Raw genomic sequence first — 15,719 nt, forward strand, 5'->3', positions numbered from 1 at the left:
TCATCCCCAGCCTCGCGCTATCCAGCAAGGGTCTTGATCGGATTCGGGTCAAACAGCATTTTTCCGGCTGGCAGGCATGTGCTGCCAATCGAGGCGCCCTGCGATGTGGGCAATAAACCTGAGGTAACAGCAATGATCGTGAATGGCGACAACTTCAACATCACCAACCTGCCCCTGTTCAAGCACAGCCTCGAAGGCCTGCGCCAAAGCGTCGCCACCCCGGACAGCTTCTACAGCTCCGACAACGTCATCTGCTGGAACCGCAACTTCAGCTTCATGACCGATGAAGGCTTCATGGAGATCATGCGTCGCAACGCCACCTCCAACATCGAAATGACGATCATCTGGCGGACCTACATCCTCTGCCACTTCGCCACGCTGGCCCGCAGCCTGCCGGGTGATTTTGTCGAGGTGGGTGCCTACAAGGGCAACACCGCCAATGTCATTGCCGATCGCATCGACATGGCCTCCAGTGGCAAGCAGTACTATTTGTACGATGCGTTCGAGCATCAAGAGACCGACGAACACCATGCCATGCCCGAGCACGGCCCGCAGCTGTACAACCAGGTCAAGGAACGCTTTGCGAACTACCCGTTCGTGCAAGTGATTCAGGGCTATGTGCCGGAGTCGTTCGAAAAGGGCTTTCCCGAGAAAATCGCCTTTGCCCACGTCGACCTCAACCAGGCACCGGCCGAAGTCGAGGCGCTCAAGCGCATCGTCCCGAACATGGTGCCCGGCGCCGTGCTGGTTCTCGATGACTACGGCTGGTGGAGTTACGGTTCGCAGAAAGCGGCCGAAGACCCGCTGCTGGCCTCGTTTGGCCTGACCGTCCTGGAACTGCCAACCGGCCAGGGCCTGGTGATCAAGCCCTACGCGTAATGCCCCGGCCTGCCGGTCATGTAACCGGCAGGCCGACAGGTTTTAGACCAGCTGTCTGTAAACCTCAACGGTGCGCTCGCACATCCGCTGCGCGGTAAACAACGCCTCGAAACGCGCCCGGGCCTGGGTGCCGAAGCGGGCGGCTTCTTCGGGGTTGTCCCACAGGCGGCGCAAGGCCTCGCGCAGTGCCTGCGGGTTCTCCGGTGGCACGGCCAGCCCGGTTTCACCGTCGATATTGACGAACGTGGTGCCGGTGCCGATCTCGCACGAGATCATCGGCTTGCTGTACATCGACGCTTCCAGCAGCGAAATGCCGAATGCCTCGGAGCGCAAGTGCGAGGGGAACACCAGCGCATGGCTCAATTGCAGCAGGCAGGCCTTGTCTTCGTCGTCCAGGCGGCCGAGAAAACGCACGTTGCGCAATTGCAGGCGCTCGGCCTGGGCCTTGAGCTCTTGTTCTTGCGGCCCGCCGCCCAGAATCAGCACCGGGTAATCCACGCCTTCCAGAGCATCGAGCAGGGTGCTCAGGCCCTTGTAATAGCGCAGCACACCGACGAACAGAAAGAACGTGTCCGGCACCTGAGCCTGCCAGTGCGCCTGGCGTTCGCCCGACACCTGCGGATAGGCCGTTTCATCCAGCCCGTATGGCACCACCACGGTCTTGTCGGCAAAGGGCTTGAGGGTTTCGCTGGTGCGCTGGTAATTGGGCGAGGCGACCAGAATACGGTCCATGCTGCCCAGCATGCGGTTCATCAGCGGCGCATACAGCTTGAGCAGGGTGCGCTGCTTGATGATGTCGGAGTGATAACTCAACACCGTTGGACGACCATGGCGGGTAGCGAAATGCACCAGGTCCATCATCGGCCACGGAAAATGAAAGTGCACAAGGTCCGCTTCGGCGGCCATGGCCTTGAAGGTAGAGAACGCCGACAACGAAAAGCCGGTAGAGGCCAGGTTGAAGTTCTCTTTGACCCGCACCACCGAGTGGTCGGCCACCTGAATACGCTCAGGCGAAGGGGTCGGGCTCAAGGTCAGAACCTGACCCTCCACGCCAAACGCGCGGCTGCCCTGGCAAAGCTGAAACATGACCTGTTCGATACCGCCGGTGGTGTCGGGGTAATAGGTCTTGAAGAAGTGCAATACCTTCATGGGGGAACTCGAATGGGGACCGATCACTCAAGACCGGCACAAGACCCGTAGGAGCGAGCGTAGCGCTCGCGAAAAGGCCTGCACACCGGCATTCGCGAGCTTTACGCTCGCGAATGCAGAATCGGTGTTGTGCCACTCAACGGGCAGACAACATCCAGCTCAGGGTTTCGCGCAGTGGCGGGGTCTGCCAGTCGGCAACCAGTGTGCGCAGACGGGTATTGTCACCGCACAGGGTCTTGACCTCGTTGGCCCGCACAAACGCCGGGTTGACCTGTACATCGATGGTCTGGCCGGTGATGTCGCGGCACATGTCCAGCACTTCACGCAGCGAGTGGGTCACGCCGGAGCTGACGTTGATGGTCTGGCCGATCGGCTGGCTTTCCAGCAAGCCGCGGTAGGCGCTGACCACGGCACGGACATCGCTGAAATCGCGCCAGACGTCCAGGTTGCCCAGTTCGATGGTGTCGGCCTTGCGAACAAAGTGCGAAACGATCTTGGGCAACAGGAAGTTATCGGCCTGGCCGACGCCGGTGTAGTTGAACGGGCGGGCAATGATCAGCGGCAGACGGTCGTGCCAGAGGCTCGCCATGTACTCCATCGCCAGTTTGCTCACCGCGTAATCGTTGGCCGGCGCCGGCTGAGTCGACTCGTCGAGCAGGCCGCTGGACGCATTGCCATACACGTTGGCACTGCTGGCCAGCAGCACGGAATCAGGCGTCTTGCCGCAGGCCGCGATGGCCTCCAGCAAGTTACGGGTGCCAATCAGGTTGACCTGATAAAACGCATCCGCCACGCCATGCCCGACAAAGGCCAGCGCCGCCAGGTGCACGACGATGTCCGGCTGAATATCGGCCAGCAGCGTGCGCAGGCCAGCGGCGTCCGTGAGGTCCGCCTGATAGTAACCGGCGCTGTTCGAAGGCTGGCTTCCGGTACCGAGCACCTCACAGCCGCGAGCGGCAAGCTCGGCGGCCATGAACTGCCCGGTGAAGCCATTGATACCTGTAATCAGGGCACGCTTACCGGCGATATTCATCAGAAGGAGAAGCCTTTTTCGTTACGGCGCAGGTCCGCCTCGACCATCATGCGGCACAGCTCTTCAAGGTTGGTCTTGGGCTCCCAGCCCAGGACTTCCTTGGCCTTGGCCGGGTTGCCGATCAGCAGCTCGACTTCGGCAGGGCGGTAGAACTTCGGATTGATGCCGACCAGTACCTTGCCGGTGGCCGCGTCGATGCCTTGCTCGGCTTCGTCCTTGCCTTCCCACTTCAGGGTGATGCCGACTGCCTTGAACGCCATGCTGACGAAATTGCGTACGGTTTCGGTGCGGTTGGTGGCCAGCACGAAGGTGTCCGGCTCATCGGCTTGCAGCATGCGCCACATGCCTTCGACGTATTCCTTGGCAAAGCCCCAGTCGCGCTTGGCGTCCATGTTGCCCAGTTCGAGCTTGTCGAGCAGGCCCAGTTTGATCTTGGCCACCGAGTCGGTGATCTTGCGGGTCACGAACTCACGGCCGCGCAGTGGCGACTCGTGGTTGAACAGGATGCCGCTGGTGGCGAAGATGCCGTACGACTCGCGGTAGTTGATGGTCATCCAGTGCGCGTACAGCTTGGCAACACCATACGGGCTGCGCGGGTAGAACGGCGTGCTCTCGATCTGCGGAATCGCCTGGACCTTGCCGAACATTTCCGAAGTGGACGCCTGGTAGAAGCGAATCTTGGAATTGACGATGCGGATCGCTTCGAGCAGGTTTACTGCACCCAGGCCGGTGATTTCGGCGGTGGTGACCGGCTGGTCGAACGACACACCCACGAAGCTTTGTGCCGCGAGGTTATAAACCTCGGTGGCTTCGGTGGTTTGCAGCAAACGAATACTGGCAGAGAGGTCGGTCAGGTCGTATTCGACCAGGTGCAGATTCGGGTTGTTCTGGATGCCCAGCTCTTCGATACGCCAGAAGTTGACAGAGCTGGTACGGCGATAGGTGCCGTAGACGGTATAGCCCTTCTCGAGGAGCAGTTCGGCCAGGTAGGCGCCGTCTTGACCTGTGATGCCGGTAACGATTGCTTTCATGCTGGGGGTTTTACTCCATTAAAAAGAGTGGGTAGCCAAGGACGACTGGCACAAGCAGCGGCCAGTAAACGAAAGGACGCGATGATACAGGTTAGGCCGCTTATATACGACCCGCCAGGCCATGTGTCTGCGGCTGTAGCGGCTGTATCGAAACAGTACAAACGCTGTAATCGAACAGTGCCCGAGTGCGTTAGTGGCTAACTGACACTCAATCGGGTATTTAATTCCCGGTCCCTGTTCATGGGGTGAACCAATAGCCGGATGCCCCCTCCAACCCCTTCTTCAGGCGGCCACCCGAACGACTAAACGATGACTATTGCGATGAAGGCGATATAGTGCGCCTCCAGAAATTCCTTTTTGGCGTTTCTGCGTTTCGCTGTCCAAGGCTCAAAGGACTTTGCCGCCCGTGGGCAGGCCCCCGAAAGGGATCTTCCGAAACACACTTTCAAGCGTGCGGCCATGCCGCCGCACCCTTATCAGGAGTCATGAATGTTGGAGTTGTTTAGGAGCCTCTGGGGTTACCGGGGTTTCGTGTTTTCGTCCATTCGCAATGAATTTTCCGCCCGCTTTTCCCGTAGTCGCCTGGGCGGTCTATGGATGATCATCAACCCGTTGGCGCAAGTTGCGATTTATGCGCTGGTGCTCTCCAACGTCCTGGCCGCCAAACTGCCTGGCATTGAAAACAAGTATGCCTACGCGCTTTACCTGATGGCCGGGATATTGGCCTGGAGCCTGTTTGCCGAGATCATTGGCCGCTGCCTGACCCTGTTTATCGACCAGGGCAACCTGATGAAGAAAATGCGCTTTCCGCGCATTACCCTGCCGGTGATCGTCGTCGGGTCCTGCCTGCTCAATTACCTGCTGCTGTTTGTCGCCCTGCTGGTGGTGTTCGCCCTGCTGGGGCAGTGGCCACAGTGGCAAATGCTCTGGCTCATCCCCCTGACCGTGGTGGTGACCGCGCTGGCCGTCGGCCTGGGGCTGATCATCGGCGTGCTTAACGTGTTCATTCGAGACGTAGGCCAGGTGATCCCGATTCTGTTGCAGATCTGGTTCTGGTTCACCCCGGTGGTCTACCCGCTCAACATCATTCCTGACGAATACAAGGGCTATATGGCCATGAACCCCATGTTTCCGATCGTCAGTGCCTACCACGATGTGCTGGTCTACGCTCGGGCACCGGACATGCAAAGCATTGCACTGACCGCCGCCATTGCCGTGGTACTGCTGGGCCTGGGCCTGTTCATGTTCCGCCGCGCCGCACCGGAAATGGTGGACGTCCTATGAGCCTGCTGAGCGTCAACAACCTGGGCAAGGCCTACCGCACCTATACCTCTGAACTGCAGCGCGTGGCGCGCTGGTTCGGCATGCCGGTCAAGCCGAGCGAAGAGCACTGGGTGCTCAAGCACCTGAGCTTCAATATCGAGGCCGGTGAGGCCATCGGCATCGTTGGCCAGAACGGTGCGGGCAAATCGACCCTGCTGAAAATGATCACCGGCACCTTGCAGCCCACCGAAGGGCATGTGCAGGTCAATGGCCGCATCGCTGCCATTCTGGAACTGGGCATGGGCTTCACTCCGGACCTGACCGGGCGCCAGAACGTCTATCACGCCGCTGGCCTGATGGGCTTCAATGCCGAGCAGATCGACGCCGTTATCGACGACATCGCCGCGTTTGCCGAAATAGGCACGTACTTCGACGACGCCGTGCGCACCTACTCCAGCGGCATGCAGATGCGCGTGGCGTTCGCCGTGGCCACGGCGTTTCGCCCCGACATCCTGATCGTCGATGAAGCACTGTCGGTCGGCGACAGCTACTTCCAGCACAAAAGCTTCGAGCGCATTCGTGAATTTCAGCGCCAGGGCACTACGCTGCTGATCGTCTCCCACGACCGTGGCTCGATCCAGGCCCTGTGTGACCGCGCAATCCTGCTGGAAAAAGGCACCGTCATCAAAGACGGCAACCCTGAAGAAGTCATGGATTTCTACAACGCCCTGATCGCTGAAAAAGAAAACTCCAAAGTCGAGGTGCGTGAGCTCGAAGATGGCTCCTTGCAAACCCGCTCCGGCAGCGGCGAGGCCAGCATCGGTGCGGTCACTCTGCATAACGCCGCCGGCGAGCGCATCGAATTTGCCTCGGTCGGCGAGCCGGTGTCGCTGCGCGTCCAGACACAGATCAACAGCCCCATCCCTGAACTGGTGGTCGGCTACATGATCAAGGACCGTCTCGGCCAGCCGGTATTCGGCACCAATACCCACCATCTGGGCTGCACGCTGCACGATTTGCAGGCGGGTGAAACACCAGGGTATTCGTTCAATTTCATCGCCAACCTTGGCGTCGGGTCGTATTCGGTGGCGGTGGCATTGCACACCACAGACAGCCACCTGGCGCGCAACTATGAATGGGTGGATCTAACGCTCGTGTTCAACGTCGTCAATATTTCCCAGGGCGAGTTCGTCGGCCTGGCCTGGATTCCACCGACTGTGGAGTGCCATCGATGAGCAGCTCTTTCTATCGTGCGTTCGAAGATCGCTATCGCGGCTCGCGTGAACTGATTCACGAGCGCCAGCAAATCTATGTGCCGTTTCTCGAGCCGCTGAAACACCTGTATCCCGAGCGCAAGGCGCTGGATGTCGGCTGCGGCCGTGGCGAGTGGCTGGAAATCCTGATCAGCAACGGTTTCGACCCGCTGGGCGTTGACCTCGATGCCGGCATGCTGGAGGCCTGCCACGCGCTGGGGCTGCCGGTCGAGCAGGGCGATGCACTGGAAATACTCAAGCGCCTGCCCGATAACAGCCTGACCGTCGTTTCGGGCTTTCACCTGGCCGAGCACATTCCCTTCGATGTCCTCAACGAACTGGTCCGACAGACCCTGCGCGTGCTCAAGCCCGCCGGTTTGTTGATCCTGGAAACACCCAACCCTGAAAACCTGATGGTCGGGACCGAAACCTTCTACCTGGACCCCAGCCACGAGCGGCCCATTCCGCACCTGCTGCTGAGCTTCCTGGCGGAATATTGCGGTTTCCATCGCTCCAAGCTGCTGCGTCTGCAAGAGCCTGCGGGACTGGCCGAAGGTGGCGCCGTCAACCTGATGAGCGTCTTTCATGGCGTCAGTCCCGACTACGCCATCGTTGCGCAGAAACAAGGCCAGGTCGAACACCTGCGTGCTTTCGATGGCGCCTTCAACCGTACTTATGGCCTGTCGCTGGAGTCGCTCGCCAACCGCTACGACAGCCAGGTGACAGGCACGCAGGCGCAGCTCAACGAGCTGGAGCGCCTGACCCATGAACTGCACCATCACCACGCCCAGACCAACGCTCAAGGGCATCAGCTGTGGCAGCGGGCGGCTGACGCTGACATCCGCATGCAGCAGATGCAGGAGCAGGCAAACAGCGAAATCGAGCTGCGTCACAATGAGTTCGAGCGCATTCAGGGCGAGTTTGTCCGGGTCAATGGCGAGTTTGGACGAGTCGATGGCGAGTTTGAACGAGTCAAGGCCGAGCTGAACGCCATCAGAGCACAGAACCTGGCCTACCAGCAGCAGATGATGGCTTTGCTCAACAGCGCTTCCTGGCGGGTTACCCATCCGTTGCGCGTGTCCAAGTCACTGGCCAAATGGACCCTCAAGCAGCCCAAACGTACCGTGCGCTCGGTGCTGTTCCGCTCGGTGCGCTTTGTCTTGAATCGCCCGGGCCTGCGTCTGCGCGTCAGCAATGCCATCAAGAACCACCCGGTGGTGTTCCAGCGTGTACGGCAATTTGCTCTTGCGCATGGCCTCATTCACCTCAGCCCCGAGGAAATGAGTCCGGTCACGGCAGCCACAGAAGCCTCCGAAGACGGTTTCGACAAGGCCAGCCCGCGAGTCGCGCACATCTACTCCGAACTGAAACAGGCTTTTGAGCGTAAGGAAAACCGCTGATGCGTATTGTTATTGACCTGCAAGGCGCACAGTCTGAAAGCCGCTTCCGGGGGATTGGCCGTTACTCGCTGTCGCTTGCCCTGGCCATGGCTCGCAATGCCGGCGACCACGAAATCTGGCTGGCCCTCAACAGCCGCATGCCTGACAGCATCTCGGATATCCGCAAGGCCTTTACCGGACTGATCCCGCCACAGCGTATTCGTATCTTCGATGTGCCGGACGCCTCAAGCCCCGGCCCGTGGAGCGAGCGCGCTGCCGAAGTGCTGCGGGAAAACTTCCTGGGTTCGCTCAACCCCGATGTCGTCGTGGTCAGCAGCCTGTTCGAAGGCTACTGGGCCAACGCCGTGACCTCGATCGGCGCCGTGCCGGTCAGGTACCAGACCGCGACGATCCTGTACGACCTGATTCCGTTGATGAACGAGGCGGTCTACCTGCCCACGGCGGAGCTCAAGGGCTATTACTTCCGCAAGATCGACTGGCTTAAAAGCGCCGATATCCTGCTGGCCATCTCCGACTCCTCGAAGCAGGAAGCGGTGACCCACCTGAACATCGCTGCCGACAAAATTGCCAACATCTCGGCTGCCATCGGCGAGCAGTTCGTGCCCGACGCCGTTGATGCGGCGCGCAACACAGCGCTGCTGGAGCGCCTGGGCATCAACGCAGATTTCATCCTGTATGCGCCGGGCGGCTTCGATCCACGTAAAAACTTTGCCCGTTTGCTAGAGGCGTACAGCACGCTGCCCGATCACCTCAAGGACCAGCATCAACTGGTGATCGCCAGCAAACTGCACCCCCAGCAACGGGCCGAACTGCTGGGCTTCGCGGAAAAATACGGCGTACATCCCCATCAATTGGTGCTCACCGGCTACGTGAACGACCAGGATCTGATCAGCCTCTACTCGCTGACCGAACTGTTCGTGTTCCCGTCCACCCACGAAGGCTTCGGCTTGCCCGTGCTCGAGGCCATGGCCTGTGGCGCCGCAGTGATTGGCTCCAATTGCAGCAGCGTGCCGGAAGTCATTGGTTGCAACGAGGCGCTGTTCGATCCGCTGTCGGTCAAATCGATCGCCGCCAAAATGCTCCAGGGCCTGGAAGATGAAGGCTTGCGTACCCGCCTGATCAGCAACGCCGTCGAGCAGTGCGCAAAGTTTTCCTGGGACGAGTCGGCGAAAAAAGCCATTGCCGCGCTTGAGCAACGCCACCAGCCCATCGAGGCGCAGCCTGCGGGCCTTGCACTGGACACCGTGCTGCAGCAGCTGGTCGCACTGTCCGACCAGACACCGAGCGAGGCCGAGCTGTTCAGGATCGCCAAAAGCATGGCATTCAACTTTTCCGGCGCCGGGCAGCGGCAGCTGCTGCTGGACGTTTCCAGCATCGTCCACAGCGATGCCAAATCCGGCATCCAGCGTGTGGTGCGCAGCCTGTTGCACGAATTCCTGAGCGTGCCGCCCACAGGGCTGACCGTGCGCCCGGTCTACTATGCCGACGGCCGCTACTACTACGCCAACGCCTTCACCTCGCGGATCCACCCGGTGTTTCCCGAGACGGTTGATGCAACGATCGACTTTGCCCAGGACGATATCTATCTGTCCCTGGACCTGAACATGCATCTGGCCAGCCAGCTTTACCCGCTGCATCACCAGATGAGCCTGATGGGCGTGCAGGTCAACTACATCGTCTATGACCTGTTGCTGCACCATCGCCCCGACTGGTGGCTGGCCCCCAACGGCGACCTGTTTGCCGACTGGCTGCACAAGATCAGCCTGGTGGCCAGCAACCTGATCTGCATCTCGGCAGCGGTGGCCAACGAAATGCAGACCTGGCTGAACCAGCACCCGGAAAAATGCGGTGGCAACAAACCCGCCGTGACCAGCTTCCACCTGGGGGCCGACATTGACAACAGCCTGCCGTCGCGCGGCCTGCCCGACGATGCCCCGCAGTTACTCAAATGCCTGGCGCAAAAGCCCAGCTTCCTGATGGTCAGCACCATCGAGCCGCGCAAGGGCCATGCCCAGGCCCTGGCCGCGTTCGAAGCGCTCTGGGCACAAGGTGTCGACATCAATCTGGTCATCATCGGCAAGCGCGGCTGGCTGGTCGACGAGTTGGTCATGCGCCTGGAAAACCATCCGGAAAAAGGCAGCCGCCTGTTCTGGCTCGAGGGCATCAGCGACGAATACCTGGAAAAAGTATATTCGACCGCCACCTGCCTGATTGCCGCCTCAGAAGGCGAGGGCTTCGGCCTGCCGCTGATCGAAGCTGCGCAGCATCACTTGCCGATGATCATTCGCGACCTGCCGGTATTCCGCGAAATTGCCGGTGAGCATGCGTTCTACTTCCAGGGCATGACTGCCGAAGAGCTGGCCAGCGCGATTCAGGCCTGGCTTGAGCTGCATAAAGACGGCAAGCACCCGACCTCGGCCACCATGCCCTGGCTGACGTGGGAGCAGAGTGCCGAGCAGCTCAAGGCCGTGCTGACAGCACGCTAATGACTCACCCTTTAAAGATTGAGAGCAACAGATGAATGCAGGTATGCCCACCGAGGCGCAGGACCAGACTCACTCAGGCGTGCAAAGCACCGTCGAAGCAGACGACCGAAGCAAAATTGCCGTCTTGATCCCTTCTTACAAGGTCATTGCCCACATCCTGGGCGTGATTGCTGACATCGGCCCTGAAGTCGACAGAATCTATGTGGTCGATGACTGCTGCCCGGAAAACTCCGGTGCCTACGTCGAACAGCATTGCACCGACCCACGCGTTGTGGTCTTGCGTAACCCGGAAAACCAGGGTGTCGGCGGTGCGGTCATGACCGGCTACAAGGCCGCCATTGCCGACAACATGGACGTCATCGTCAAGATCGACGGCGATGGCCAGATGGACCCTGGGCTGATCATGAACTTTGTCAGCCCGATCCTGGCCGGCGAAGCCGACTACACCAAGGGCAACCGTTTCTACGACCTGGAAGAAATTGGCGCAATGCCCAAGGTCCGCCTGTTCGGCAACGCTGCGCTGTCGTTCATGACCAAGTTCTCTTCCGGCTACTGGGACCTGTTCGACCCCACCAACGGCTATACCGCCATTCATCGCGATGTGGCCAAACACTTGCCGTTGAACAAGATCAGCCGCCGTTACTTCTTCGAAACCGACATGCTGTTTCGCCTGAACACTCTGCGCGCTGTCGCGGTAGATGTACCGATGGACGCCAAATATGGCGATGAAGTCAGCAACCTGAAAATCTCGCAAGTCGTAGGCGAGTTCTTCGTCAAACACGTGCGCAATTTCGGTAAGCGGATCTTCTACAACTACTACCTGCGGGACATGTCGCTGGCCTCCATCGAGCTGCCAGTGGGCTTGGTGCTGCTGCTGTCAGGCCTCCTGTTCGGCGCCTCGCACTGGATCGGCTCACTGGGCTCGGACGTGCCAACACCTGCCGGCACCGTGATGCTCTCGGCACTGCCGATTATTTTGGGCATCCAGTTCATCCTGGCCTTCCTCGGACAGGACATTGCCTCGGTGCCTAGAAGACCTTTCCACCTCACCAAGACCAAAACCAAGCGCAAGGCAGGTGATCGGTAATGGTGTACCTCATTGCAGTACTGTGCGTGGTGGGCATCGCGGCCGGGCAGATCATGTTCAAGCTGAGTGCCGGCGCCTTGCAGCGCGCCGGGACCTTTTTTGAAATCAAGACCCTGATCATGCTGGGCTCGGCATTCGCCCTGTATGGCCTGACTACCATTGCCTGGGTCTGGGTGTTGCAGAAAATCGACCTGGGCAAGGCCTACCCACTGATGGCCATGGCCTTTGTGCTGGTCCCGATCGGCAGCCACTTCATTCTGGGTGAACGCTTCCAGACGCAGTACTTCGTCGGCGTGCTGTTCATCATGTTTGGCATCGTGCTGGCGGTAAAGTCGTAGCGAATTTCACTGCATGGCCGATCGGTCATGCAGTCATACACAGGAAGCGGTAATGCGTTTTTCAAGCGGAACACGGCTCAGCGCGCCCATGATTCTCATGGGCATCATGGCGCTGGCAATGATTTTACTTATGCTCAGATCTGCCGGTTTGTACCCCGGCGTCCTCGGAGATGAATACACCTACAGCACCATGTCCAGGTCAATGCCCCTGTCGGAAGCCTTCATTCCCGGCTACCTGTACCTGGCCATCTACAACCTGACCAATGTGTGCGGCAGCGGATTTCTTTTCTGCTCGAAATTCTTCAACACCCTGTTTTTTGTCGCCGCAGCCCCTTTTATCTATCTGGTGGCGCGGCGTTTCTGTGGCCTGGCTGTATCGCTGTTGATCGTGGCGATCAGCTTGCTGGGCCCGGTCAACAGCTACACCGCGTACTACATGCCGGAACCGCTGTTCTTTTTGTCGTTCTGGATCAGCATCTGGTATTTCCTGGGCCTTGATGTCAAAGCCCCGGCCAAAAAGTGGCTGCTGTTCGGCTTCATGATGGGCTGCTCTGCACTGGTCAAACCCCACGCACTGCTGATCATTCCGGGCTTTTGCCTGTGCATCCTGTTTTTCTCGTACAAGGGCACTGAAAAGTGGCTGACCGTCGGCCTGAAAAATGCCGCACTGTTCGTCGGTTCCTTGTTAGCGACCAAATTCATCATCAGTTTTCTGGTCGCAGGCAAGGCAGGTCTGACCCTGTTTGGCAGTTTCTATAACTCGACCCTGGAATCCAGCGCCAGCACATTACAACGCTACCTGGACATCCTCATGGTCACACCGACCATCGTCGAAGGCCACCTGCTGGCCAATACCGTCATGTTCGGCACGGCCGTGGCCATTATTCTGTTCGGTTCAATCAAGGCACTGGCCAATCCCAACCTGTCCAGCGACGACCGTATTGCCTTTTGCACCCTGGCCCTGTGGCTGAACCTGATTGCCATGGTCACTCTGTTCTCGGCGTCCGTAGCGGGCACCAATGCCATTGAAACTGACTTCCGCGTGCACATGCGTTACTACAACTTCATGTTGCCGCTGCTGTTCATCGCCGCTGGTTCGCAACTGGACCGCATGCATGGCGAGTCGCTCAAATACTGGCGCCTGGCAGTGGCGCTGTTGGTTCTGGCCATTCTTGGCTATGCCGCACTGACCTACCTGCATCCGTACACGCCCAGTTATGTCGATAGCCCTGAACTGCGTGGCTTTACCCTCAATAGCCGCGTATTCATGCTGCTGGCCGGATTCTGTGCCTTTACCGTATTGCTCTGGTACAAGTCCGCCAGCGCCGGCAGCATCGTCTTCGTCTGCCTGTACCTGCCGGTGTCCATTGCCATCAGCACGGCCTACAACAATGCGGAAGTACGCCAGCGCATGGTCATCGACACCTACGATAAGGCCGGGCTGTTCGCCAAAAGCTATGTACCTGAAAACGAGCTCTCACAACTGGCTGTAATCGGTGAAAACCCGGCGCATACCTTGCGCGCTCTGGTCTATGTCGATAACCGGCATGCGGTGCGTGACCTGTCTTATGTGCCGGGGCAGCCTTACTCCGCCGCCCAGACCGCCTATGACAAAAAATGGATTCTGGCGATAGGGGACGTTCAGTTTGCCGAGGACGAGTTCGACGTCATCAAGCTGAACGGCTTCTCGCTGGCTAAAAAAGCCATAAAGCTTTACCCGTTGCAGCTGGGTTTCAACGGTGCGCAGTGGCCCGCGCTGGTGGCGAAGGTCTCCGGTCTTGAGTCGCCCGAAGCCTGGGGCGCCTGGTCGATCGGCCCGACGGTCAGGATTGAGCTCAAAAAACCGCTGCCTGCTCAATTCGACCTGACCCTGAACGCCAAGGCCTTTGGCCCCAATGCCGGCCAGGCCATCAACGTCGAAGTAGAGGGGCGCCTTTACCCCTTCGACCTGGGGGTAAATATGACGTCGCGTACCCTGCGCATTACCACCTCAGGCAAGACCGAAAGCCTGACCATCAGGATTCCGTCTCCTGTGTCGCCCAAGGCCTTGGGCGTGAGCCAGGATGATCGCCCACTGGGCATCGGCCTGGAGCAACTGGACATTCGCCAGGTCCGTTGAGTGCATGAACGACAGCGCCGCCGATAACCGGCGGCGCTCCTTCTAGAGCGGTGATAAGCTTCGGAATTTTCTTCTTACCAAGTAGGAATGTTCCGAATGCCCTCAGCGCCTCATCGTATCTACCCACTGGATGTACTGCGGGGCATCGCCGCACTGTCCGTGGTCTTCTGGCACTGGCAACATTTCTTCTACGTTGGCGGGCAGCCTGAAAACTTCGATGTGACCCGCCAGCCACTGTTCGACGCCCTGCAACTGTTCTACCGGCATGGCTCGCTGGCCGTTGAGCTGTTTTTCGTGATCTCCGGCTTCGTATTCTTCTGGCTGTTCTCCCAGCGGATTGCCCAACGCAAGTTATCGACCTCGCGCTTTTTCATGGACCGCTTCAGCCGCCTCTACCCGCTGCATATCGCAACGTTTTTGCTGGTGGCCGGACTGCAGTGGGCGTTCATCCAGAGCCACCCGGCCTGGTTCGTCTACCAGACCAACGACAGCTATCACGCCTTGCTCAATGTGCTGCTGATTCCGGCCTGGGGATTTGAATCGGGATGGTCGTTCAACGCGCCGATCTGGTCGGTGTCAGTTGAGTGCCTGTTGTACGCGCTGTTCTTCCTGATTTGCCTGACCGGCCGGTTTCGCTATCTGTTGGCAGCGGGTCTATTGGCCGCCGGTTACGCGCTTTACCCCTACAACTACAAACTGGGCAGCGGCCTGTTGTGCTTCTTTGCCGGAGGCATGGCATTGCTGATCATGCAGGCTCTGGGCAGATTTCTCACAGCCAGAACCCTCTGCGCCATAAGCCTGATCCTGAGCGCTTTGGCCTGGACCTTCGTGGTAGCCACAGAGGTGCGGCCCACCTACTTCATCATGGGCATCGCCTTTCCGGTGAGCGTCATGTTCATCGCTTCACTGTCCTGGCTATGGCCAGACCTGCTCAAGCCATGGGCGGTGATCGGCGACCTGAGCTACTCCTCGTACCTGCTGCACTTTCCCCTGCAGATTGTCTTTGCGCTGAGCGTCGACCGGCTGGGCTATACCCGCGACATCTTCTACAGCCCATGGATGCTGCTGTTGTTCATGGGCGTGCTTATTCCACTGAGCCTGGCCAGCCACCGATGGTTCGAAGCGCCCGTGCAAAGTGCGCTGCGCACGCGGTTCAAGACTCGCTCTGGAAAAGGCCGCTCTGCGATTGGCTGATGACAGGCCAACGCCTGAACCCAAGGGTGACCCTGGCCTGTGAGAGGCTGCAACTGTCTTTGCCTGCAAAGCAGCCTCCCACAGGTCAACCGTTGTCCGGATCAATCACCTCAGGATTCACCACATACAGCCCCGCGAACCCGCCACCCGGCAACCGATACTTCTTGGTGTGCCGCTTGCGATCACTGTCACGCCGGTCAAGACCGCCAACGCCCTCCAGTGCCTTGACGATCCGCGCCAGCCCATACCCGTTCGCCGCCTCGATCAGCGCCGGCTTGTTGAACAGGTAAGCCACTCCCATACAGCAACAGGCAGTCGGCCAAGGCACTGCCCGGTGTCCAGGGCAGCAGTGTGTAGGCGATGGCCATTTCCCCGGCCAGCGCGATTACCGCGAAGCGATCCGCCACCCGCCCAGCCTGCGCGTTGTCCTCTACACAAGCGGCCCGAAAGCCGATTGCAGCGCTTTGCGAAATACACTGTGGCGATT

General features: G+C 59.3%; 12 protein-coding genes and 1 pseudogene. 9 read left to right on the top strand and 4 right to left on the bottom strand.

The window, feature by feature from the left end; genetic code table 11:
- Positions 1-132: 132 nt before the first annotated feature.
- The gene (locus RHM69_RS03665; RefSeq protein WP_212551054.1) at positions 133-879 is read left to right on the top strand and encodes a class I SAM-dependent methyltransferase; all 747 of its coding nucleotides are present in this window, start codon (positions 133-135) and stop codon (positions 877-879) included.
- 42 nt (positions 880-921) lie between these two features.
- Here the strand turns inward: RHM69_RS03665 and RHM69_RS03670 are convergent, their stop codons facing one another.
- The 3 genes from RHM69_RS03670 to gmd form a co-directional block, all read right to left on the bottom strand.
- Positions 922-2,028 (bottom strand): glycosyltransferase family 4 protein, encoded by a 1,107-nt coding sequence (locus RHM69_RS03670; RefSeq protein ID WP_212551055.1) that lies wholly within the window; start codon positions 2,026-2,028, stop codon positions 922-924.
- 136 nt (positions 2,029-2,164) lie between these two features.
- A complete protein-coding gene (locus RHM69_RS03675; protein WP_212551056.1) occupies positions 2,165-3,061 on the bottom strand; it encodes a GDP-mannose 4,6-dehydratase in 897 nt (298 codons plus the stop codon).
- Complete coding sequence (gene gmd, locus RHM69_RS03680) at positions 3,061-4,092, bottom strand: GDP-mannose 4,6-dehydratase (protein ID WP_212551057.1); 1,032 nt, start codon at positions 4,090-4,092, stop codon at positions 3,061-3,063. The genes RHM69_RS03675 and gmd overlap by 1 nt, the downstream gene beginning before the upstream one ends.
- A gap of 489 nt (positions 4,093-4,581) precedes the next feature.
- On the opposite strand from gmd, the gene RHM69_RS03685 reads away from it, so the two are divergent.
- From RHM69_RS03685 to RHM69_RS03720, 8 genes are all read left to right on the top strand, one after another.
- Positions 4,582-5,376 (top strand): ABC transporter permease, encoded by a 795-nt coding sequence (locus tag RHM69_RS03685; protein WP_212551058.1) that lies wholly within the window; start codon positions 4,582-4,584, stop codon positions 5,374-5,376.
- Positions 5,373-6,590 (top strand): ABC transporter ATP-binding protein, encoded by a 1,218-nt coding sequence (locus tag RHM69_RS03690; protein WP_212551059.1) that lies wholly within the window; start codon positions 5,373-5,375, stop codon positions 6,588-6,590. Before RHM69_RS03685 ends, RHM69_RS03690 begins: the two co-directional genes overlap by 4 nt.
- Positions 6,587-8,008, top strand: coding sequence for a class I SAM-dependent methyltransferase (locus tag RHM69_RS03695; protein WP_212551060.1), 1,422 nt, complete (start codon positions 6,587-6,589; stop codon positions 8,006-8,008). Before RHM69_RS03690 ends, RHM69_RS03695 begins: the two co-directional genes overlap by 4 nt.
- Positions 8,008-10,494, top strand: a complete 2,487-nt coding sequence (locus RHM69_RS03700; protein WP_212551061.1) for a glycosyltransferase family 4 protein — start codon at positions 8,008-8,010, stop codon at positions 10,492-10,494. The genes RHM69_RS03695 and RHM69_RS03700 overlap by 1 nt, the downstream gene beginning before the upstream one ends.
- A gap of 43 nt (positions 10,495-10,537) precedes the next feature.
- Positions 10,538-11,581, top strand: coding sequence for a glycosyltransferase family 2 protein (locus RHM69_RS03705; protein ID WP_212551082.1), 1,044 nt, complete (start codon positions 10,538-10,540; stop codon positions 11,579-11,581).
- Complete coding sequence (locus RHM69_RS03710) at positions 11,581-11,919, top strand: 4-amino-4-deoxy-L-arabinose-phospho-UDP flippase (protein WP_212551062.1); 339 nt, start codon at positions 11,581-11,583, stop codon at positions 11,917-11,919. The genes RHM69_RS03705 and RHM69_RS03710 overlap by 1 nt, the downstream gene beginning before the upstream one ends.
- 52 nt (positions 11,920-11,971) lie before the next feature.
- Positions 11,972-14,038 (top strand): ArnT family glycosyltransferase, encoded by a 2,067-nt coding sequence (locus tag RHM69_RS03715; protein ID WP_212551063.1) that lies wholly within the window; start codon positions 11,972-11,974, stop codon positions 14,036-14,038.
- A 96-nt stretch (positions 14,039-14,134) separates the two neighbouring features.
- Positions 14,135-15,232: an acyltransferase family protein gene (locus tag RHM69_RS03720; RefSeq protein WP_249342588.1), complete on the top strand. Its 1,098-nt coding sequence runs from the start codon at positions 14,135-14,137 to the stop codon at positions 15,230-15,232.
- An 85-nt stretch (positions 15,233-15,317) separates the two neighbouring features.
- Here the strand turns inward: RHM69_RS03720 and RHM69_RS03725 are convergent.
- Positions 15,318-15,678 (bottom strand): annotated as a pseudogene (locus tag RHM69_RS03725) (RNA helicase); the annotation flags it as partial.
- Positions 15,679-15,719: the final 41 nt, after the last annotated feature.

It is taken from the genome of Pseudomonas sp. CCI1.1 (assembly GCF_034348165.1).
In the GTDB taxonomy this organism is placed as follows: Bacteria; Pseudomonadota; Gammaproteobacteria; order Pseudomonadales; family Pseudomonadaceae; genus Aquipseudomonas; species Aquipseudomonas paracarnis.

Bases quoted from the DNA above. Each gene is read 5' to 3' on its own strand.
- RHM69_RS03665 (WP_212551054.1), top strand. From the start codon at position 133: ATGATCGTGAATGGCGACAACTTCAACATCACCAACCTGCCCCTGTTC.
- RHM69_RS03670 (WP_212551055.1), bottom strand. From the start codon at position 2,028: ATGAAGGTATTGCACTTCTTCAAGACCTATTACCCCGACACCACCGGC.
- RHM69_RS03675 (WP_212551056.1), bottom strand. From the start codon at position 3,061: ATGAATATCGCCGGTAAGCGTGCCCTGATTACAGGTATCAATGGCTTC.
- gmd (WP_212551057.1), bottom strand. From the start codon at position 4,092: ATGAAAGCAATCGTTACCGGCATCACAGGTCAAGACGGCGCCTACCTG.
- RHM69_RS03685 (WP_212551058.1), top strand. From the start codon at position 4,582: ATGTTGGAGTTGTTTAGGAGCCTCTGGGGTTACCGGGGTTTCGTGTTT.
- RHM69_RS03690 (WP_212551059.1), top strand. From the start codon at position 5,373: ATGAGCCTGCTGAGCGTCAACAACCTGGGCAAGGCCTACCGCACCTAT.
- RHM69_RS03695 (WP_212551060.1), top strand. From the start codon at position 6,587: ATGAGCAGCTCTTTCTATCGTGCGTTCGAAGATCGCTATCGCGGCTCG.
- RHM69_RS03700 (WP_212551061.1), top strand. From the start codon at position 8,008: ATGCGTATTGTTATTGACCTGCAAGGCGCACAGTCTGAAAGCCGCTTC.
- RHM69_RS03705 (WP_212551082.1), top strand. From the start codon at position 10,538: ATGCCCACCGAGGCGCAGGACCAGACTCACTCAGGCGTGCAAAGCACC.
- RHM69_RS03710 (WP_212551062.1), top strand. From the start codon at position 11,581: ATGGTGTACCTCATTGCAGTACTGTGCGTGGTGGGCATCGCGGCCGGG.
- RHM69_RS03715 (WP_212551063.1), top strand. From the start codon at position 11,972: ATGCGTTTTTCAAGCGGAACACGGCTCAGCGCGCCCATGATTCTCATG.
- RHM69_RS03720 (WP_249342588.1), top strand. From the start codon at position 14,135: ATGCCCTCAGCGCCTCATCGTATCTACCCACTGGATGTACTGCGGGGC.